This is a genomic window from Gorillibacterium timonense, assembly GCF_001457415.1.
Classification (GTDB): domain Bacteria; phylum Bacillota; class Bacilli; order Paenibacillales; family NBRC-103111; genus Gorillibacterium; species Gorillibacterium timonense.
In genome coordinates this window covers 622,857-643,256 of record NZ_LN881722.1, presented here as the reverse complement: position 1 = coordinate 643,256, position 20,400 = coordinate 622,857, and the positions used below count along the sequence as shown (strand labels likewise).

Here is a 20,400-nt window from a genome sequence, read left to right as displayed (position 1 = left end):
GCGCCTCTGCTTAAATGTACTCAAGCTGGATCGATTTATTGACGTTTTGAAGCGTGATTTTGATTCGGTCATTTTTGCGAAGCTCGATTCCCTTGCTTGCATCCACCGCACGCCCGGAGCGTTCGATCAGGCAGCCGGAGCGGTTGAAGAGCAAGAGCGCATCCCCTTTGCCCGGCTCGAAATAGATTTTGTCGGTCTCGGCGTATTCCGGAGCCAGCTGGAGCAGCTGATGCAGGCGAATCCGGCCCTTGAAGGCGTTCAGCTTGCGGTATTGCGGGCTGAGCCGCTCCCCGGTATTCTCATCCCGGATCTCCACCACCATCTGGCCGAAAAAGCCGCGGTTGGCTTTCTTGTGGCGGGTGAATAGGACGATCGCGCCCGCGATGACCAGGAGAGTGAGGAGCCCACCAAGAAGTACGGCTGTCCAGGGAAATGGTTTCTTCTCCTTTTCCGGCTGTGCCGCTGGGGGAGCTGATGCGGTTGGAGTGGGGGAAGCGCTCACCGTTCCCTTGGCCGCATCCACGGTCACCTTATCGCTGTCGCGGACATAGCCGGAATCCTCTACCCGGACCCGCACTTCATACCGGTGATTCTCTGGAAGAGCCCACTCACCGGTGAAGTCGGTTCCTGTGAGTGCAAGCGGGCTGGTGAGCTCCTTCTTGAGATCCAGGTCAGTCGCTACGAGGGTGGCTTTCGCCGCTCCGAGAAGCCCGGCATCCGTGAGCGGATCGCCGCCGGATTCCAGATGCGCCTTAATCTTGAGGCGATCTCCCGCTTTGTAGCTCGTTTGGGTCAAGGGCTCCATGACAACGCGAATGTCATAGTTAAAGACGAGACTGATGTCGATCTTGTCGCGGTCGGCTCCCTTCACTTGAAGCTTCCAATCGCCCTCCGCTGGCTTGGTCAGCTTCATCAGCGAGTAAGAGCTGGAGCGGGAATAGATCACCCCGTCGCTCGGCACAGGGACGCTCTTACCAGCCGGATCAAAGAGCTTCACATCCACCGCTTTGTTCGATACGATGGAAATGTTCGCTTCCAGCACGTTGTTGTTGGGTATGGAAACCGTGACATCCTGATAGGAGCCGTTTCCCGTCAGATTCGTGAGAGGAACGACCTTAAGCCGCAGCTCGCTCGCGAAGATCTCACTCAGAATCTGCGGCAAAGTCTCGGCTGTATCCGTTACGAAAGCTTTGCCTCCGGTGTCCGTTGCAATCTTCTCCAGCACCGTTTTGTTCAGCTTGCCATCCGCGTTCAGCCCGATGGTATAGACGTGAATGCCCTTTTGGCGAGCCTGCTCTACGGCATCGGCTAACTCCTTATCGGATTCTGCCTGAGAGCGGCCCTTGTTCAACGAATTGTTGCCGTCGGCAAGCAGAACGATCATCGGACGATGTCCCGGCGTCATACCGGCTTCAAGAATCTTCACAGATTCCTTGACCCCAACCGCTATATCGGTGTATGCTCCGCGGGAAAGCTGGTCGACGAAATCCTTCAAGTCTTGCTTATCCTGAGCGCTGTTCACCTGAAGCAGCGCCTTCTCCCGGACGATCTGGTCCGTATAGGCGAGAACACCGATCTTGTCGCCTTGGACGGAGGTCATGTCGATGAACATCTTCATCGCTTCGTTCGCAACCTTATTCCGATCGCTCTCGGCCATCGAATTGCTGACATCAACGGCGAGCACGACGTCCAGCTTCTCATCCGTATCGGCAGCCCGAGCGGTGGAAGCGGTGAAGGGATTCAGGATGAAAGCGAACGTCAAGCTGATAACGGCGAGGAAAGCAATGAGTCTATTTTTGATCTTCACTTGGGTAACTCCTCCGGTACTTGGGCCTGTCAGACTCGCATGTCGTCAACGATAATCCTTTGCGGATTGGCATCAAGGGTGAGGCTCAGGATGCCCTTACTGATTCATGACGATGTTCGAGCCTTGTTCAAGGACCCTGGCTGATAGTAAAATGAGCCTACAAGGTCAATCACCTGCAAGCTTCCTTGATCGCTGGTTTCTCTGCCGTATGCGAACGCATTCGTTCGTCAGTCAAGGCATTCTGGTTACATCTCATCACATCTGGCGCAGGGAAAAACGTCCTATTGTGGGTATCCCTGCGTCCATTCTACTGGAAAACAGGAAAACTTACAAAAAGCTCCACCGCTAGTACGCATACAACTCAATCACCGTGGTTTCCGCACCCTTTTCATATTCATTAACGCGCCAAAAGAAAACCACATGACTAGGGTTGAACGCATACTACGTGACCCTTCTCGCCTAAGCCGTTGGACCCGCCCGTGCCAAAGCGCGTCAGGCCGGGTAAAGGGATCAACTTATCTGTAATCATACCGTTCCCCTATCGAAATTTCCATACCTTTCTAGCTAGGAGGAAGAGCCAGGCACAAGCCCGGGCTCGACAAATGATGAAAGCTTACGGGTTGCTGGCTGCGGAGGCGTGGCCCCCCTATCTGATCCTTGGAATCTTGGCCGTCTATGTGCTCGTCAAGGCCTTGCGGTTTCGCCGCCGCAAGCGCGAAATTCCACCTCCGGAAGTCATGGATACCGATTTGATCGAATGGCTGAACGAGGGGAGGTCTCCCCATGAACGATAAGATCGCCGCTCATTTCAGCAAGCCGCTGGTCACGAAATACCGCTATGAGCGGCTGCGCCACTGCGACAAATGCGGGTCCTTTACGTCGCTGCGCGGTCCGGTTTGCTCCTCCTGTAAGCGAAGCGGAACCCTGAAGCCGCTCGCCCGGATCGGAGCGGGCAAAGCCCGGTTCCGCACCGCGGTCGAGGCCTTGCTCTTGACGGCTGCCGCGATAAGCGCCGTCTACTTATCCCCGAACGCGGTTCAACGCACGGCCACTGCCCTTCTCGGCGCCGGTCTGCTCGTCGGCTACGGGCTCTTGCTGCGCCGCTACTCGGGCATCTTTGCTCCTTACCGGCTGCATCGGCTGCTTGTCGAGAAAAGCCCTCAGATCGCCGACGGCCTGGATGCGGATGAGAAAGCAGCCGAAGCGGATTACGAAGCCGACCGATACCGCGAATGCTATGAAAAGCTGCGCGAAGTCGGAGTATTCGTGCTGGAAGACCGAATCCGGTACAACAAGATCATCTGCCTCGGCCGGTTTGTTCTCCGCAAGGATATGGACCTGGAGCTGGAAAGCGTCGTCCCCCGCAAATACAGCAAGCTGTTCGTTCATTATATGTGGGAGGTCTCCAAGGTCAACCGGACGCTGATCCGCGAAAAGTCTCTCGACTACGCGCTTCGCTTCCGCAGCGATATCGAAAAGCTGAGCTATGGGACCGAGCTGCTCACGAATGTCGCAAGCGCCGCTCTCCGCTCCAAAACCAATCTCAGCGCCTGCGAATACTTGATTGGCGATTATGCGATCGCTCTGCCGCGCGACCGCTTTATCCGCTTGTGCGGCATGCTGTCGAACGCGAGATGGGAATACCCGAATTTAACCGCTCGTGTCGCCCAGATCGCTGAATCGCGTTATGCCCATGACCCGGAAGTTCAGGCTTTGATAAGATAACCCGATGAAGCGCAGCTCGCCCTCAAATAGACGATACCGCTTGCGCTCTCCCCTGCATATGACAAACGCCCGGTGCATGTCCATGGCACCGGGCGTTTGTCGCTTCTTTATACCTCGTACGTTTCGTTCACCAATTCTCTTACGACGTTCCTTGCCATTCGAACCTGATGCGGCTTCTTGGTCCGCAGGGTCTTCACAATTTCCTGCAGGTCCGCTTCCGAGCCTATATACTTCTCCTCGTCATCCAGATAAGCGAAGAGCTGGGGAACGCCGACTTCGAGCGCGTCCGCAATTTTGACGAGATTGAGCAGCGAGACATTCTTCTCTCCACGTTCGATCTGACCGATATAGGAGTAGTGAAAGCCGCCCTTTTCTCCGAGAGCTTCTTGGGACCAGCCTCTTTCCTTGCGCAGGTCTCTCACCCGGTGTCCAACCAATTTCAAAATGTCCTTCTGCATCATCTACACCCCACTATAGAGAAAGTGTAGAGAAGAAGGCAAGCAGTAAAAATAGGTAATTGAGTATTATAGAGTCACGAAATGATATGTTAAAATCCTATTTTCATGTATAATAGGAGAATCTGCTCACGAAAGGAGTCCCTCCGCCGTGCCGGAACCCTCGATATCGGATAGGCCTTTTCGCTGCACGAGGCCGGCAGAAGGAAGATCGGATCATGGAGAACTCGACTGAAGCCTCATTCACCGCGGACTCGCTAATCCAGGATTCCCGTCTGCATTTGGAGACTGCTGTAAGCTTCGCCAACCAGAAGATGTCCAAGACAAGCCTGTCGTACGCCGCCAAGGCAGCCCGGCTGCTGCTTGAAGCCTATTATATGAAAGAAAGGAATGCGCTGCCGCTGAAAGGTCCCGGTTACGAGGCGGCCCTGCTGCAGACGGCATCGGACAACGGACAGCTTCCGTTAACCGACGAGCTCCTGCTCCGAACCGTTTGGTACGTTTCGGAGCATTATGATTACGTTCTTCCCCATTCTCCTAAGCCGGGGCAGATTCTGAATCTACTCGCCAAGCTTACCGGGCTGCAGGAGAGGATCGAAGCCGCTCTGAGCCGAGAAAAGATTCATTTGCGCAGCCGGCCAAGCTCCTGAACGATCGCGTCGATTTCACTGACGCTGAAGGTCGATTTGCCCGCCACATGCTCGTACAGCTCGACCAGCTCCTCATAGCGGCTCTCATCGAAATGCTCAGCGCGGATCGCCGCTCCCGATGCCATTCTCAGCTTTTGCTTAACCTGTTCGATCATGTATTCTACGTTTTCCTTCGAAGCTTTCGTCAAATCCATTGGAATTTCCCCTTTGCGTCCTCATTCTTGGTGCTTGTACACCTTCAACTCAAAACCCATGGTTCCCATAACGCCTTGATTATACCCGATCTCACCGTTCGAAGGGCAGTCGAATCTCCATCGACGTGCCCCCGCCCGGTCCGCTTTTGACCGTATAAGCGCCTCGATGGTTCTCAATGATCTTAAAGCTGACCATGAGCCCGAGTCCCGTTCCTTTCTCCTTGGTCGAATAGAACGGCTCGCCCAAGCGGGCCAGCTTCTCCTCCGGAATGCCGCAGCCGTTGTCCACAATCCTTACAAAGAGATACTCATCCTCACATAGACCGGCTTCGATCTTGATGACCCCTCCCTGTGGTACCGCTTCCAGGCTGTTCTTAAGAATGTTGAGAAAGACCTGCTTCAATTGATTTTCCACGCAGGAGATCGGCTTCAATCGGGAATCGTAGTCGGTGATCAATTCCACATTGCCAAGTAGGGCCTCCGGCTTGAGCAGCATGAGCACATCCTTCAGGATATCGGGAATGCTTTTCTTTTCAAAGCTCCAAACCTGCGGCTTGGCTAGCACGAGAAATTCGTTGATGATCGTCTCGATCCGTTCCAGCTCTTTGCCCATGATTCGGGTGTAATCCTTGTTTTTGTTCGTCACGCCCCTCTCCAGCAGCTTCGTAAACCCTTTCAGCGCTGTCAAAGGATTGCGGATCTCATGAGCGATTCCCGCCGCAAGCTGTCCGATGGCCGATAGCATCTCGGATTTGCGCAAGAGCTCCTCCGCCGTCTTGTGGTCGGTAATATTCTGAGACATCTTGAGCACATGAATGATCTTTCCCTCCCGGTCCTTGATCGGCAGGATCGTAGCCCCTTCCCAGAATCGCTCTCCATCCTTGCGGATCATCTCGATTTCTCCGGCCCAGCGATTCCCTTCCATCACCTGATTCCAGATGTCGCCGAAGGCGGTGCCGCTGATCTCCTCCGGATGCAAGCCCGCCACCGGCTGCCCAAGCACTTCCTCGGGAGTGTATCCGATATGCTCGGTGAATTTTAAGTTGCTATATTCGATGAAGCCTTCCGTGTCGGTGATGAGAATGATGCTGTGATTCTGTTCAACAGCATAGGAGAGCTTCAACAATTCGGTAGTCGCCTGTTTCAGATCGGTGATCTCGGCCAGCGTGACGGCAATTCCACTCGGCTGCTTGTCCCGCGAGCTGTAGGGCAGGATGATCAGGTTATACCAACACCCGCATTTGCTCCTCAACTCTCTCTCGAGCGGCTTCAGGCTCGTGGCTACCCGTAGGATATCCGCATACAACCCCTCTTCGAATTGCGTATGAGCCAATTGCCCGAAAGGACGATCGATATCTTCGGCATTCAGTTCGATGACACTGCTCATCAAGGAGTTGAACTGCTTAATCCGCAGCTCCATGTCCAAAAACAGGGTCCCGATCTTAGCGCTCTCCATCCACTCGTTCCAGTTCTCGTACCACTGCGACCACTGCTGAAGCTTTTCGCACATGTGGGCGCTATCCTTGTCCCGTTTCGCCTCATTCATGATGAGCTCCGCATTGCGGCTGGCTAACTCCCGGTTCGCGGCTTTCATATCGGCAAGGCGGCGCAAAAGCTCGCGGTTGTGGGCTTCCAGCTCCTTATTCGCGCTGGCCAGCTCCCGGTTCCTGACCGTCAACTCCAGTTGGCGCTTGGATGATGGCTCCTCTCTGCCGCCGCTCGCGGAATCTCCGGAACCATCAAACGGAATAGAGGACGGGCTTACGTCCGGATTTGCTCCCAGTAGGTTCAATCGATGCTCCTGCCTGCTTGCGGACATCCTGTAGCGACTCTTTCCCTGTTCCATTTGACATTCCCTTCTCACGAATTGAATCCAGAGCCTTCAATTGAGCATCCGGACCGGCCAATTCCTGCAAAGCCGCCTCTCCTTAGAGACAACATGCCACCTTATCCATGATACAATATCGCCCCTACCACTTCTACTAATTTTTTCCAACAGATTCCATCAAGATTTGCCCCCGTCGCTTTCAAATCTTGTCGATCGTTAGGAGTATTTTTCCCACCTATACCTCCTTCGTCACATAATGCTCGATTCCCAGGGCCACGATTCCTTGACCGCTTGTGATATCCGTCAGCCAAGCGGCAAACGCGTCCGCTTCGGAGGTAATAGGCTGGCAGTGAAGCGTCACTTTGTCGGCAAAAGACGTCTCCCCAAGCAGCGTCCCTCTTCCTCTCAGCTCATGCTCCACCTTGCCGAGCCAGGTATAGTCGATCTCCAGGTAGACATCGCGATGCAGCACCTGCAGCACCGGCTTCGCCGCGGCAAGACCGGCGACCGCTCCGTCGGTATAGGCCCGAATGAGCCCCCCCGCACCGAGCAAGATGCCGCCGAAGTAACGGGTTACGACGACCGCGACATTTTTCAATCCCTGATGCTTGATCACTTCGAGGATCGGCTTGCCTGCCGTGCCGCTCGGTTCCCCGTCGTCGGATTGCTTCTGGTATTCGTCCCGTTCACCGATCACATAGGCGGAGCAGTTATGGGTCGCCGCGCTGTGCTCCTTCTTGATCTCCGCGATAAACGCGAGCGCCTCCTCCTCCGTCGCCACAGGCCGGGCGTGTCCGATGAAGCGGGATTTTCGGATGACAATCTCCGCAGAGCCGCTTCGCTCCACGGTTTTGTAGCTGTCCAGCATGGTTGTTGCTCCTTCTCGCCAATTTTGATCCATTGTAGCACGGCATTCCGCGCCGCAGCAAAATGAAGCACTCGAGGGAAAACTCCACTAAAGAGAAAAAGTCCGTTGACTCGATCTTCCGAATCCACTAAAGTTATCGAAGAGAAACCGGAAACCGATCATCCGTTCCCCTTTTTTTCGGATTCATCCCCTGTTTCAAGCTTATCGACTCTGAAGAACGAAAGGTGCACTTATGAATCCCGTCAAAATTCCACTCAGCCGTTATCTCAGGCTCCTCTCCGGTTACTTGAAGCCGCAATGGAAAAGTGTCGCACTCCTGTACGGTCTGCTGATTGCCTCCATCGCCATGCAGCTCGTCAATCCCCAGATCATCCGCCACTTTATCGACTCGGCACAGGCGAAAGCGGAGGTTCGGGAGCTATACTACGCCGGTGCTTTGTTCATCGGCATCTCCCTTATCTACCAGCTCATGATCCTGATCACCACCTATTTGAGCGAAAATGTCGGCTGGACGGCGACCAATCGGCTGCGCGAGGATGTTGCCGAGCACTGCCTGCGGCTCGATCCCAGCTTCCACAAGGCCCATTCCTCGGGTATGCTGATCGAACGGGTGGACGGGGACATCAACGCCTTGTCCAACTTCTTCTCGAAGCTGTCCGTCATGCTCTTATCGAACCTCGCGCTTGTGATCGGCATCCTGATCCTGCTCTTCCGGGAAGGCTGGCAGATCGGGCTCGTCATGCTCGTCTTTGTCGGAGCCGCGATCAGCGCCTTACAATATGTCCGGCGCTACACAGCTCCGCTCTGGACGAAAGTCCGGGCCATCAGCGCCGAATTCTTCGGCTTCCTGGGCGAGCATCTGGAAGGCACCGAGGACGCTCGCGCCAACGGAGCCGCAGGGTTCGTCATGAACCGCTTCCATCGCATCATGCGCCGCTGGTTTCCGCTGCGCTTCAAGGCCTTCATGGGCTTTGCTTCCATGTGGATCACCTCGCTCATTCTCTTTGCGTTCGGCACCGCGATGGCGTTCGCCGTCAGCGCCTCTCTGTATCGACACGGAGCCATTACTCTCGGAACGGTCTACATGATCATTTATTATACGGAACAGTTGTCGCGGCCGATCGAGCAGATTCGTACCCAGATGGAGGATTTGCAAAAGGCGGACGCGAGCATTACCCGAATCGGAGAGCTGCTCGCGACCGAATCAACCATCAAGGACGGAACGGGCAGCCCGCCGGAGGCAGGACCATCCACGGTCCGCTTCGACCAGGTCGTCTTCGGCTATGAGGAGGACCTCGTCACCCTGAACCACATCGACTTCACGCTGGAACGCGGCAAAAGCCTTGGCGTTCTCGGTCGCACCGGGAGCGGCAAGACGACACTCGCGCGGCTTCTCCTGCGATTCCATGACCCTCGCGAGGGAGTCGTTACGCTGGACGGGCGGGACTTGCGGGAATTCCGCGTCGAGGATCTTCGCCGCCATGTCGGCATGGTCACGCAGCAGATCGAGCTCTTCCAAGGGACGGTGCGGGACAATCTGACCTTCTACAATGAAGCGATACCGGACAGCCGCATCGAAGACATTCTCCGCGAGCTCGGCATGGAAGAGTGGCTCGCCTCAATGCCGCGCGGACTCGATACCCCGCTGTCCTCGAACGGAGGCGGCCTCTCCGCCGGGGAAGCCCAACTGCTCGCCTTCGCTCGAGTGTTCCTGAGTGATCCTGGCGTCGTGATCCTGGATGAAGCCTCCTCGAAGCTTGATCCCGCGACGGAACAGAAGATCGTCCGGGCTATCGACCGGCTCGTCCGGGAGCGTACCTGCATCATCATCGCTCACCGGCTTGCCACCGTGCGCCGGGTGGATGACATCCTCATCCTCGAAGACGGGCACATGATCGAGCACGGTCCGCGTCAAGCACTCGCCGACGATCCCGGATCGCGCTTCAGCCACATCCTAAGCACCGGAGAGGAGGAGTTGTCCGAATGAGCACATTTTCGTTTCTATGGCGGCTATTCCGCTATCGGCCGATGATTTATTTCGCCAATTTGTTCGCCTGGACGATGGTATACCTCACCCCGGTATTGCCCGGGATCGTCACCAAGATGTTCTTCGATGCTTTGACGCAGGGCGAGAGCTACCGGCTCGGACTCCCCGCCGTCATCGCTTTGATGTTCGGAGCCTCCGTCGCCCGCTGCCTGTTCATCGCCATGGGGTTCGTGACCGACGTTCATTTCCGCTTCCGCATCGGGGCATTGCTAAGGCATAACCTGCTGCGCCACATCCTGAAGGAGCCGGGAGCGAAGGCGATTCCGGTTTCTCCGGGAGAAGCGATCAGCACCTTCCGCGACGATGTGGACCATGTAGAAGAGGCCATCAGTTGGTCCGTGGACGCCTTCGGCATGGTCGCGTTTGCGAGCGTGGCCGCCGCTATCCTCGTTCAGATCAACGCTCAGCTCACCCTGTGGGTCTTCCTGCCGCTGGTGGTGGTCGTGACTATCGCCCAACTGGCGACCACGCTGCTTCAGAAATATCGCGCAGCAAGCCGTGAAGCGACGAGCCAGGTAACCGGCGCGATCAGCGAGATGTTCAACACCGTGCAGGCGATTCAAGTGGCGGGTGCGGAAGAACGCGTCATCCAGCGCTTCCGTGAACTTGGCGAGAAGCGTCGCATGTCCGTATTGAAGGACAAAGTCCTCACTCAGCTACTGGACTCGACCTTCTCCAACACCGTGAATCTGGGAACCGGCCTCGTGCTCATTCTTGCCGCCAGCCAGATGCGCACCGGCGATTTCACCGTCGGAGATTTTGCTTTGTTCGTCTATTACCTGACCTTCGTCACCCAGTTCATCCAAAACTTCGGCAAATTCATCACCGACCTAAAGCAATGCGCGGTATCCAAGGACCGGCTCACGGAGCTGCTTCAAGATGCGCCGCCGGAGAGGCTGACCGAGCCGCATCCGCTCTATTTGCGGGAAGAGCTTCCTGCGATTCCCACGCCGCAGGTTAGACCCGAGGATCAGCTTGAGGAGCTGCGCGTCGAGGGGCTTTCGTACCGATACCCGGACAGCGACCGGGGCATCGCCGATATCGGCCTGGTGCTGCCTCGCCATTCCTTCACCGTGATCACGGGCCGCATCGGCTCGGGCAAGACCACCCTCATCCGTACCCTCCTCGGCCTCTTGCCCAAGGATAAGGGCGAGATCCGCTGGAACGGAGATGCGGTGAACGATCCCGGCGCTTTCTTCATCCCGCCGCGCTCGGCTTATACGCCGCAATCCCCGCGTCTATACAGCGATTCGCTCGAAGACAACATCCTGCTCGGCCATGCTGCAACTCCGGAGGAGCTGGACACAGCCATCCGTTCAGCCGTCATGGAGCGCGATGTCGCCGCTCTTGCCGAAGGGCTCGAGACCAAGATCGGTCCGCGCGGAGTGAAGCTGTCCGGCGGTCAGGCGCAGCGGACAGCGGCGGCACGCATGTTCGTCCGTGATCCCGAGCTGTTCGTCTTCGACGATCTCTCGAGCGCGCTCGACGTGGAGACGGAGCAGATTCTTTGGGAGCGGTTGTTCGAACGGCGGCAGGCGACCTGCCTCGTCGTCTCGCATCGGCCTGCCGTACTCTCCCGCGCGGATCGAATCGTGCTTATGAAGGACGGCCGTATCGAAGCCGAAGGAACCCTTCAGGAGCTTCTCTCCACGAGCGAGGAGATGCGCCGTTTGTGGAATCAGGAAGCCCCGCCGTCACTCGGGTAAACTCAGTCCCGATTCCTTATCTTCAAACAAAAACGTCATCCCCTCAAGGATGACGTTTTTCTTTTTGCAGGTTTTACGGTTACCCATTGTAATTCCATAAATACCTAGTATAATACTCGGTATAAACGAAAGAAAACGGAGGCGACGCATCCATGTATGATCCTTATGAGCAGGCTTGGATTAATGACCATCTCGATCTGTATAATTATGCCTTGGCTCTCGGCGATTCGGAATGGCAGGCGGAGCTGAAGCAGCGTTTTCTGGCTCGTGAAAAGCATTTCAACTCGGTTACGGCGGATCTCCTGCGGCAGGACCTGTGGAGGATGTTCGACCAGATCAACGTCAAGATGCTGGAGCTCTTCGGAGAGCTGCGAAGCGAGCAGGACCGAGAACGGGAAGCGGAGCTCAGGAGCAAGGTATGGGAGCTCAAGGTGATGCGAGTCGAAATCGTCCGCAAGATCAAGTCGCTGTAAGAGAAGCGGGAGAGCCTGAAGCCCTGAGCACCATCACAGACCAAGCCGCCGGGAACGGTTCTACCGTACACAGAAGCTTGGCTCACGTTTAGAGAAGCGAATGAATCGTGCGGCATTGATGGAATTCTGCGAACCTCGTGAGACGTTCTTGAAGACGTCGCTGAACGGCATCGGTCAGCTCCATCTCGGGTTCCAGCCAAAGATGCTGGACCGTCAATTCCTTCTTTTTCTTGTCCACCGTCATTTCGATCCTGCCCAGAAACCGGGTTCCGTCGAGAACCGGCAGCACATAATACCCGAATTTTCTCTGTGCGAGCGGTGTATAAATCTCCCATTTGTAATCAAAACCGAAGATGGCCTTGATCAGCTTCCGGTCCCACAGGAGGTTGTCCAAGGGGGCGAGAAATTCCAGCCTCCCGAATAGCGAGGTCTCCGATCGAACTCGATCTGCCAGAGCTTTGTCTTCCTTCCGGATATAGAATCGCTCCACCATTCCCTCAACCGAGCATTCGGTAATTCTCCCCTCGGCCTCCAGCAACGAAAAGATACGGTTGCGCGCTTCACTCCCGAATCCGCTAATCCCGAGCCACGCATCGGATGCCTTGTTCCATAACAGACCGACCGACCCGATTCGCCGCTCAGCCTGCCATTTCAAGTAATCGTCCTCCGATTCATTCGGATCGGGAGCCGTCAGCAGCGAAGACTCGAGGTAATCCTCGGCCAACCCGTAATACTTCATCGTGCCCTTCTTGTGATGAACGATCAGCTCTCCGCGAAAATAAAACGATTCGAGCGCCGCCCGGGCAAGCGAGGTTGAGTTCCAATACCAATCCACCGTCTCCTTCAGATCGATATCCTTGGAGCAGGCATACCCTTTGTCTCGAATCCGCTGCTTCACTTGTTCCTTCACCCGATCGACATTGTCGCGGCTGCGGCCGTTCTTGCCGTAGGCCTCCCGAGTCCGCGAGAAATACTTCCAGTCTTCCGCTTGGATGATGGCCATGTTCTTATCGAAATAGTCGATCAGCTTCCGGTCCTCATACAGCAGCTCCTCTAGCATGCCTTTGGTGAAGCCGGGCACCCTCGCCTGCAGAACTAGCTCCGCATTTTTCCCGCACACATCGATCGGGTCATATTGGATGCAGCCGGCCTGACGGACAAAGCGGCAAACACCCTCCTTCCCCATAAACCGGTATTCTCCCAGCAAGCCGTGCTTCAGAAGCAGAAACCTTCCGGCCTGTTCCTTTGAAAAAGAAATCGCGCTCATCTCTTATTCATCCTCATTTCTAGTACGCCGTCGGCCCTAATCGTGTGGATAGGAATCCGCGTAAATGGGTAGAGGAAGTTGTGCGGAGACCACGGTTTTAAGCGGGCAGCGTACTTGGTCTTATAAAGTAATGTGGATAAGGCATGGGTATGGAATCGGGGATCGGCACAAATCCTAGCTCATTCAAGGCCTGTCTCCTCTCCTCCGCCTCCGGAATGGCCTTCGTGAGGAGATGTCCAAATCCGAGAAGGGGATAAAAGATAGCCATCGCAGTTGTCAGAATGTCCGCAATCTCCTCTTTCCGCTCGAAAGCAGACAGAAGATCTAACCGGAGAATGCCGACACGCTCTGCACTTCCGGGCCGATCCTCGCGAGCGAAGATCTCCAGGGTTCCAACCGCTCTGGCCGTTAGCTTGTCGACGATCGCAAACCGAGCGTAATGCCCTTCTCCGTACTCGTACAGCCACTGCCGAATGCAGCCTTGCCTATCCGACAGCGTGTCAAACCGGAAATCGCAAATGCAGTTGTCGCTGTTGAAGAACCGGGATGCTTCCAGATCGGAATAGCAGGCGAGCAAATCCTCGGCATCCTCCTCGGTAACCAGTCTCAGCCGAAACCTCTGTGTATCGTAGACCGGGCAATTCTCATAAAGGGCATTCTTCTGCATAGGGGCTCCTCCTCGTAAGCTTTCTATCCATAACCGAGGGTTCAGCATCTTCTCCATACTCATTGACGCCGAAACATCCCTCACGATTTGGGTTGAATCGCTTCGTTTGCCCTTATCTTAACGGAGGAATGCCGACAACAACTTGTCGTCATTCCCCATTAACAGCCAAAATATCGTGCGCCGTCTCTCTTAGCTTCTGTTTGATCCGTTCCGGCTCCAGCACCTTCACCTTCCCGCCAAGGCCCACCAGCATCCCATACCAGACCCGTTCCTCCTCCAGAACCCGGGCGGTAACGATGACTTCCCCGTTCTCGCCCTCCACCTCGACCCGACCGTTCAAGTATTCGAGCACGGCCGACTTCGCCTCCGCCTTGCACAGCAACTTCAACTCCAGATATCGGCCGCTTTCCGCCGAAGTGTGACGAGCCAGGAGCCGCTCGGGCTCGTCATGCTCGCGTTGCCATTGCTTACGGGTGACGCTCAGCTTGTCCATGCGGACGAGCTTAAACAAGCGGTAATCTTCCACATCCGTGCAATAGGCAAACAGATACCAGGCATACCATTTGTACGTCAGCACCACGGGTTCGACCTCGCGGCGGCGGCAAAGGCCGGATTGGCCGGCATAGTCAAAAGCAACCACACTCTTCCGAGCGATGGCTTCGCGAATGATGGATAGCCGCTCTTGCGTCTCAGGATTTTCGCGCAACACGCTGAAATCCAGGATGAGGTCGGCTGCGCCCGGTTTTCCCTTATGGAGCGCTTGCGCCTTGGCCAAGGCGGATTCGAGCCTGGGATTCACGTAGGCTGTGGCCAGCCCCTTGAGCGCGGTCAGGATGAAAGAGGAATCGCTGTCATCCGCAAGCAGGCGATCCATCCGAAAGGTATCCAGGATTTCATAGCCGCCGTCCGTTCCATAAGTCGAGACGACCGGAATCCCGGCTAGATTCAAAGCTTCCATATCTCGTTGAATGGTTCTCTGAGAAACCTCGAACTTCTCCGCCAAGAGCCGAGCGTTCACTTTCCCTCTATTGAGCATGTAGATGGTGATTCCAAGCAGCCGATCCAGTTTCATCGCTTCACCTGTTATCTGGGATAAGAAAAGCCCGCCTAACGGAATGGAATCTCTTTTCCGCAGGCAGGCTTTTTGTCCGTGTTTTATATGGGCTGAACCTAAGAATGTTACGAATGAGGTAGGGCCGTACCTGCGGGAGATTTGGAGCTCCGATCACTTGTTGTTTTCGGATTCCTTGAATGAATAAGTCGCTGATGAAATCCGAAAACAAAGGCGAACGTTAGCACTCCTCCACTTCCAAATTCCCTCCGGCACTTCCTCCATTGTTTCCTTCTTTTGTTCAGCTTCTATAGCTTAGTCGTTCAAGCGGGCTTCCAGCTCCGCCTTTTCTTTCTCATATCCCGGCTTGCCGAGCAGAGCGAACATGTTCTTCTTGTACGCTTCGACACCCGGTTGGTCGAAGGGATTCACGCCGAGCAGGTAGCCGCTCACGCCGCAAGCCTTCTCGAAGAAGTAGACCATGTAGCCGAAGGTGTACGGGGTCATGTCCGGAATCGTCACGATCAGGTTGGGCACTCCTCCGTCCGTGTGGGCGAGCATCGTACCTTGGAACGCCTTCTTGTTGACGAAGTCCATCGTCTTGCCAGCCAGGAAGTTCAGGCCGTCCAGGTTGTCGGCATCCACGCCAATCTCGATTTCCTCCGGAACCTTCTCCACTTGGATGACCGTCTCAAACAGGGTGCGGTTGCCTTCCTGAATGAACTGACCCATGGAGTGAAGGTCGGTCGAGAAATCGACGGATGCCGGGTAGATGCCCTTGTAATCCTTGCCTTCGCTTTCGCCGAAGAGCTGTTTCCACCATTCGGAGACGAAGTGCAGGGACGGCTCGTAGTTAACGAGAATTTCCGTCGTCTTGCCCTTGCGGTACAGAGCGTTGCGGACAGCCGCATATTGATAGCTCGGGTTCTCGGGCAGGTTCGGGTTGGCAAAATCCATCATGGAATCGGACGCGCCGCGCATCATTTCGTCGATGTTGATGCCAGCCGTCGCGATCGGCAGAAGGCCTACTGGTGTCAGTACGGAGTAGCGGCCGCCGACATCGTCGGGAATGACGAAGGATTCATAGCCTTCTTCGTCCGCCAGCTTCTTGAGAGCGCCGCGCGCTTTGTCGGTCGTTGCGTAGATGCGCTTCCGCGCTTCTTCCTTGCCGTACTTCTTCTCAAGCAATTCACGGAAAATCCGGAATGCGATCGCAGGCTCGGTCGTCGTTCCCGATTTGGAGATGACGTTGACGGAGAAGTCCTTGCCTTCCAACAGTTGAATGAGATGGGTGGCGTAGGTCGAGCTGATGCTGTTGCCGACGAAGAAGATCTGCGGCGTCTTGCGAGCTTCGCCCGATTGCAGGTTGTAGAAGCTGTTCGTCAGCATCTCGATGGCTGCGCGTGCGCCGAGGTACGAGCCGCCGATGCCGATGACGACGAGCGCTTCGGAGTCGGATTGAATCTTCTCCGCCGCCTTCTTGATGCGGGCGAATTCTTCCTTGTCGTAAGAAAGGGGAAGGTTGATCCAGCCGAGGTAATCGCTGCCGGCTCCCGTACCGTTGTGGAGCTGCTCATGCGCCACGCGCACGGCTCCTTCCAGGTAGTCGATCTCGTGCTGGCCGATGAAGCCAAGCGCCTTGGAATAGTCGAAATGAAGTTTGTTGACCATGTGAGAAATCCTCCTATGTCGATAAAGTATCGGAATCGTCCGCGTGAGCGAAAGCTTGTTGGTTGTTCGAAGGCGGGCATTGCCGAGTATGAACGTGATCAATCGTTGCTGGCCTATGCCGTAAGCTCCCCGATCGCGGCGAATCCAAGTGGGGGAAAGGCAGACGGGTGCCCTTGCCGCATGTTGACTACACATAAGAATACTTTCAAAAGGTGGGAATTGCAAGTGCTCCCCTTCACATTTCGCCTGATTCTCCGACAGATGGAACCGCCCCTTTCTTCCTCTCCCCGAGGCCGTTTCCATCCCGCTGGCACAATGGTATGATGAAGGGAAAAGGACGGTGTTACGATTGAAGCAAAAACGGGTTGGTTTTATCGGACTCGGCACCATGGGACAACCGATGGCGCTGAATCTACTGAGAGCGGGTTATCCCCTCTCCGTGTATAACCGAACGGCGGACAAAGCGAACAGCCTGGTGGAAGCGGGAGCCCGACGGGCCGCTACGCCGGCGGAAGCCGCTAGGGAGTCGGATGTGCTCTTCACGAACGTCAGCAATGATTCAGCTCTCCTCGAAGTCCTCCTCGGCGTAAATGGTGTTCTGGACGGCGCCGACAGCGGCCTCACCGTGATCGACTGCAGCACGGTCGCTCCAGAAACGAGCCGGCGCGCGGCGGATGAGCTGGCAGCCCGCGGCGCCCGCTTCCTGGACGCCCCCGTAACCGGCAGCAAGCCGGCTGCAGAGAGCGGGCAGCTGGTGTTCATGGTCGGCGGCAGCGCCGATACGATGGACGAGCACCGCGATCTGTTCGAGGTGCTTGGCTCAAAGCTTCTGCACATGGGTGACAATGGGGCCGGCTCCTACACCAAGCTTGCCCATAATCTGATCGTCGGCATCAACTCTGCCGCATTGGCCGAAGGGATGGCCTTCGCCTCGAAAGCCGATCTCGATCTCGGCAAGTTCCTGGAGATCGTCCAAGCCGGGGGCGCCGCAAGCAAGCAGGCCGACCTCAAGGGCCGCAAAATCATCGACGGAAACTTCGACGTGCAGTTCTCATTGCAGCTCATGCTGAAGGACCTTCTTCTCGCCATGCGCGAAACCGCCGGCTTCCAGCTTCCCTCCCCCATGCTGAACAACGCGGCTTCGCTGTATCAGATGGGGCTGTCGAAGGGCAATGGTCCCTTGGATCTATGTTCCGTGGTACAGTGTTACGAGGACTGGATCGGCAAGCCGGTCGGTCACGCCTCGAAATCAGCGGACAGCGGCGTTATCGCGACAGCTGCCGAACGTCGGCGGACCGAGCGGATCAACCTCGGCATTCGCCTGCAGATGTCCGTCTACCAATGGCAGCTCGAAGGAGCTTTCTCCGGGCAGAACATCGAAGTCACTCTTCAGGATCTATCGGGAGACGGCTTGCAGATCGTAACCGATTATCCGCTCGCCCACGATATGTTCGTCGTGGTCCATTTCCCGGAGGAAGCCTCCCTTCCTCCCATCACCGCCAAGATCATCCGCGTGGAAAAGGAAGAGGGCTCCGGGAAGTTCCGCTACGGCTGCATGATGTCCGGCCTCGCTCCGGTCATCCGCGTGCGCCTAGTCGAGTACATCAACGGAATTCTACAAAACCGCTAGAGCCGATCATCAACGGAATGGATGCGGGGAACAGCGCTCCGAACGGAGTGTTGTTCCCCGCATTTTTTACGATGAACCCGTTATTTCGAAAGAAAAAGGATTTGTCGGATGGAGATATAGGCAAGCGGCAGATACATGAAGAGGAGAGTGAGACGCTGCCATACCCCCTCATTTTGAATAAACGTACCCGCAAATTGAGGTTTGTCTGCCATCACAAACAGCATGAAAAAACAGCACCCCGATTAGATTCATCCATCTAACCTGAAGTGCTGTTTATTGTTGTTCGAGAGGAAGTTCCCTAGCGGAGAACGCCCTTCACCTTGGCGACCACGTTGTCCACCGTGAAGCCGAATTCTTTCAGAACGACGCCGGCCGGAGCGGATGCACCGAAGTGATCGATCGTCACGGTGTCCCCATCGAGGCCGATGTATTTGTACCAGCCAAACGAGGAAGCCATTTCTACGCCGACACGGGCGCGAACGTCCGGAAGAATGACCGAATCGCGGTATTCCTTCGGCTGCTTGTCGAACAGCTCCATGCTCGGCATGCTGACGACGCGAACCTGGATGCCTTCTTCGGCCAGCTTCTTCTGAGCGTCAACCGCAAGCGCCACTTCGGAGCCGGTTGCGATGATCTGCGCGACCGGTTTGCCGTTCGGAGCATCGGAGAGCACGTAAGCGCCGCGACGCAGCCCTTCAGCCGCTTTCTCCGCCGAGCCTTCCAGGTTCGGCAGCGCCTGGCGGGTGAAGACGAGCACGACCGGTCCGCCTTGGTTGGAGGCCGCATAGGCCCAAGCCTGGCTCACTTCGTTGCCGTCCGCCGGACGCAAGACAGTGAGGCCCGGAATGGAGCGCAAGCCGGCAAGCTGCTCGATCGGTTCATGCGTCGGACCGTCTTCGCCGACGGCGATGCTATCGTGCGTGAACAGGTAAATCGCCGGAATGCCCATGATCGCGCCTAAGCGGATCGCCGGCTTCATGTAATCGGAGAAGACGAAGAACGTGCCGGAGAAGGCTTTGACTCCGCCGTGCAGCGTCATGCCGTTGACCGCCGCACCCATGGCGAATTCGCGAACGCCGAAGAAGATGTTGCGGCCGCTGTAATCCTTCGCCGACATCCGGCCGGATACGCGGATGCCCGTTTTGGTAGACGTTTCGAGGTCAGCGGAACCGCCGACCAGCATCGGATAGTTCTTGGCGATGGCGTTCAGCGCGCTTTCCGAGGAGACGCGGGAAGCGACCGCTTTGTCGGCGGGAGAGTATACCGGCAGCTCGGAATCCCAGCCCTCCGGCAATTCGCCCGCGATCGCCAGCTCCAATTGGGCGGCCAGCTCGGGATGAGCTTCACGATAAGCCGCAAGCAGCTTCGTCCATTCGGCTTCCACTTGAATGCCGCGGTTCTTCACAGCTGCGAAATGCTCCTGAACCTCAACCGGGATATAGAAGTCCTCTTGGCCCGGCCATTCGTAGAACTGCTTCGTCAACAGAGCTTCCTCTGCGCCGAGCGGTGCTCCATGCGCCCCATGCTCGCCGCCCTTGCCGGATTTGTTCGGGCTGCCGTACCCGATGATCGTCTTCACCTCGATCAGGGAAGGCCGATAATCGGCGCGCGCTTCCGCGATGGCTTGATGGATGGCGGCCAGGTCGTTGCCGTCTGATACCCGGGCCACATGCCAGCCGTAGCCTTCAAAGCGCTTCGCGACATCCTCCGAGAACGACAGGTTGAGCTCACCGTCGAGCGAGATATCATTGGAGTCATACAGCACGACCAGCTTGCCCAGCTTCAGATGACCGGCGAGCGAAGCCGCTTCGCCGCTGATGCCTTCCATCAGGTCACCATCGCCGCAGATGGCGTACGTATAGTGATCGACGACCCGGAAGCCGTCCTTGTTGTACGTATCGGCAAGATGCTCTTCCGCGATTGCCATCCCCACGGCCATGGCAAAGCCTTGACCAAGCGGACCCGTCGTGGCGTCCACGCCGGCGGTGTGACCGTACTCGGGATGTCCAGGAGTCAGGCTTCCCCATTGGCGGAAGTTTTGCAGCTCTTTGAGCGGGAGATCGTATCCCGTCAAGTGCAGCAGGCTATAGAGAAGCATGGAGCCGTGACCTGCGGACAAGACAAAGCGGTCGCGATTGAACCATTTCGGATTTGCCGGATTGTGTTGCATGAATTTCGTCCACAGCTCGTACGCCATCGGAGCGGACCCCATCGGCATGCCGGGATGTCCGGAGTTGGCTTTGTTGATCGCATCGATGGCAAGCGTGCGGATCGTGGTTACAGCCAGCTTCTCCAGAAGATTGTTTGTAGTAGTCGCCATTAACTAGCTACCTCCTGTATCTTAGTTTAATCATTGTACCC

The 20,400-nt window shown here is 56.3% G+C and carries 17 protein-coding genes; 7 read left to right on the top strand and 10 right to left on the bottom strand.

Features of this window, described 5'->3' with window-relative positions; genetic code table 11:
• Positions 1–10 precede the first annotated feature (10 nt).
• Positions 11–1,807 (bottom strand): vWA domain-containing protein, encoded by a 1,797-nt coding sequence (locus tag BN2684_RS07395; protein ID WP_058301498.1) that lies wholly within the window; start codon positions 1,805–1,807, stop codon positions 11–13.
• 602 nt (positions 1,808–2,409) lie between these two features.
• On the opposite strand from BN2684_RS07395, the gene BN2684_RS07390 reads away from it, so the two are divergent.
• A complete protein-coding gene (locus BN2684_RS07390) occupies positions 2,410–2,601 on the top strand; it encodes a hypothetical protein (protein WP_058301497.1) in 192 nt (63 codons plus the stop codon).
• Positions 2,591–3,532, top strand: coding sequence for a hypothetical protein (locus BN2684_RS07385; RefSeq protein WP_058301496.1), 942 nt, complete (start codon positions 2,591–2,593; stop codon positions 3,530–3,532). The genes BN2684_RS07390 and BN2684_RS07385 overlap by 11 nt, the downstream gene beginning before the upstream one ends.
• A gap of 107 nt (positions 3,533–3,639) precedes the next feature.
• On the opposite strand, the gene BN2684_RS07380 is transcribed toward BN2684_RS07385, so the two are convergent.
• The gene (locus BN2684_RS07380; protein ID WP_058301495.1) at positions 3,640–3,993 is read right to left on the bottom strand and encodes a helix-turn-helix domain-containing protein; all 354 of its coding nucleotides are present in this window, start codon (positions 3,991–3,993) and stop codon (positions 3,640–3,642) included.
• A 212-nt stretch (positions 3,994–4,205) separates the two neighbouring features.
• On the opposite strand from BN2684_RS07380, the gene BN2684_RS07375 reads away from it, so the two are divergent.
• Complete coding sequence (locus tag BN2684_RS07375) at positions 4,206–4,637, top strand: hypothetical protein (RefSeq protein ID WP_058301494.1); 432 nt, start codon at positions 4,206–4,208, stop codon at positions 4,635–4,637.
• Here BN2684_RS07375 and BN2684_RS07370 read toward each other — a convergent pair.
• The 3 genes from BN2684_RS07370 to BN2684_RS07360 all read right to left on the bottom strand — a co-directional run bounded on the left by BN2684_RS07370 (position 4,610) and on the right by BN2684_RS07360 (position 7,527).
• A complete protein-coding gene (locus tag BN2684_RS07370; protein ID WP_058301493.1) occupies positions 4,610–4,831 on the bottom strand; it encodes a DUF1128 domain-containing protein in 222 nt (73 codons plus the stop codon). The genes BN2684_RS07375 and BN2684_RS07370 overlap by 28 nt on opposite strands.
• A gap of 91 nt (positions 4,832–4,922) precedes the next feature.
• Positions 4,923–6,677, bottom strand: a complete 1,755-nt coding sequence (locus tag BN2684_RS07365) for a PAS domain-containing sensor histidine kinase (RefSeq protein ID WP_058301492.1) — start codon at positions 6,675–6,677, stop codon at positions 4,923–4,925.
• Between the two features lie 217 nt (positions 6,678–6,894).
• Positions 6,895–7,527: a YigZ family protein gene (locus tag BN2684_RS07360; RefSeq protein ID WP_058301491.1), complete on the bottom strand. Its 633-nt coding sequence runs from the start codon at positions 7,525–7,527 to the stop codon at positions 6,895–6,897.
• A 232-nt stretch (positions 7,528–7,759) separates the two neighbouring features.
• Here BN2684_RS07360 and BN2684_RS07355 point away from each other — a divergent pair, with 232 nt between their 5' ends.
• The 3 genes from BN2684_RS07355 (at position 7,760) to BN2684_RS07345 (ending at position 11,753) form a co-directional block, all read left to right on the top strand.
• On the top strand, positions 7,760–9,514 hold the full coding sequence (locus BN2684_RS07355) for an ABC transporter ATP-binding protein (protein ID WP_058301490.1): 1,755 nt from the start codon (positions 7,760–7,762) through the stop codon (positions 9,512–9,514).
• Positions 9,511–11,280: an ABC transporter ATP-binding protein gene (locus BN2684_RS07350; protein ID WP_058301489.1), complete on the top strand. Its 1,770-nt coding sequence runs from the start codon at positions 9,511–9,513 to the stop codon at positions 11,278–11,280. Before BN2684_RS07355 ends, BN2684_RS07350 begins: the two co-directional genes overlap by 4 nt.
• 152 nt (positions 11,281–11,432) lie before the next feature.
• Positions 11,433–11,753: a hypothetical protein gene (locus BN2684_RS07345; RefSeq protein WP_058301488.1), complete on the top strand. Its 321-nt coding sequence runs from the start codon at positions 11,433–11,435 to the stop codon at positions 11,751–11,753.
• An 88-nt stretch (positions 11,754–11,841) separates the two neighbouring features.
• Here BN2684_RS07345 and BN2684_RS07340 read toward each other — a convergent pair whose 3' ends face one another.
• From BN2684_RS07340 to BN2684_RS07325, 4 genes are all read right to left on the bottom strand, one after another.
• On the bottom strand, positions 11,842–13,020 hold the full coding sequence (locus BN2684_RS07340) for a winged helix-turn-helix domain-containing protein (RefSeq protein WP_058301487.1): 1,179 nt from the start codon (positions 13,018–13,020) through the stop codon (positions 11,842–11,844).
• 97 nt (positions 13,021–13,117) lie between these two features.
• Positions 13,118–13,687 carry a GNAT family N-acetyltransferase gene (locus tag BN2684_RS07335; RefSeq protein ID WP_058301486.1) on the bottom strand — a complete coding sequence of 190 codons (570 nt, stop codon included), beginning with the start codon at positions 13,685–13,687 and terminating at the stop codon, positions 13,118–13,120.
• Between the two features lie 148 nt (positions 13,688–13,835).
• On the bottom strand, positions 13,836–14,759 hold the full coding sequence (locus BN2684_RS07330; protein WP_058301485.1) for a helix-turn-helix transcriptional regulator: 924 nt from the start codon (positions 14,757–14,759) through the stop codon (positions 13,836–13,838).
• A 294-nt stretch (positions 14,760–15,053) separates the two neighbouring features.
• Positions 15,054–16,409, bottom strand: a complete 1,356-nt coding sequence (locus BN2684_RS07325) for a glucose-6-phosphate isomerase (protein WP_058301484.1) — start codon at positions 16,407–16,409, stop codon at positions 15,054–15,056.
• A gap of 301 nt (positions 16,410–16,710) precedes the next feature.
• Between BN2684_RS07325 and BN2684_RS07320 the strand changes: the two genes are divergently transcribed.
• Entirely contained in the window at positions 16,711–18,039 is a 1,329-nt protein-coding gene (locus BN2684_RS07320) for an NAD(P)-binding domain-containing protein (RefSeq protein WP_316245506.1), read from the top strand.
• A 298-nt stretch (positions 18,040–18,337) separates the two neighbouring features.
• Here the strand turns inward: BN2684_RS07320 and tkt are convergent, their stop codons facing one another.
• Positions 18,338–20,359, bottom strand: coding sequence for a transketolase (gene tkt / locus BN2684_RS07315; protein ID WP_058301483.1), 2,022 nt, complete (start codon positions 20,357–20,359; stop codon positions 18,338–18,340).
• Positions 20,360–20,400: the final 41 nt, after the last annotated feature.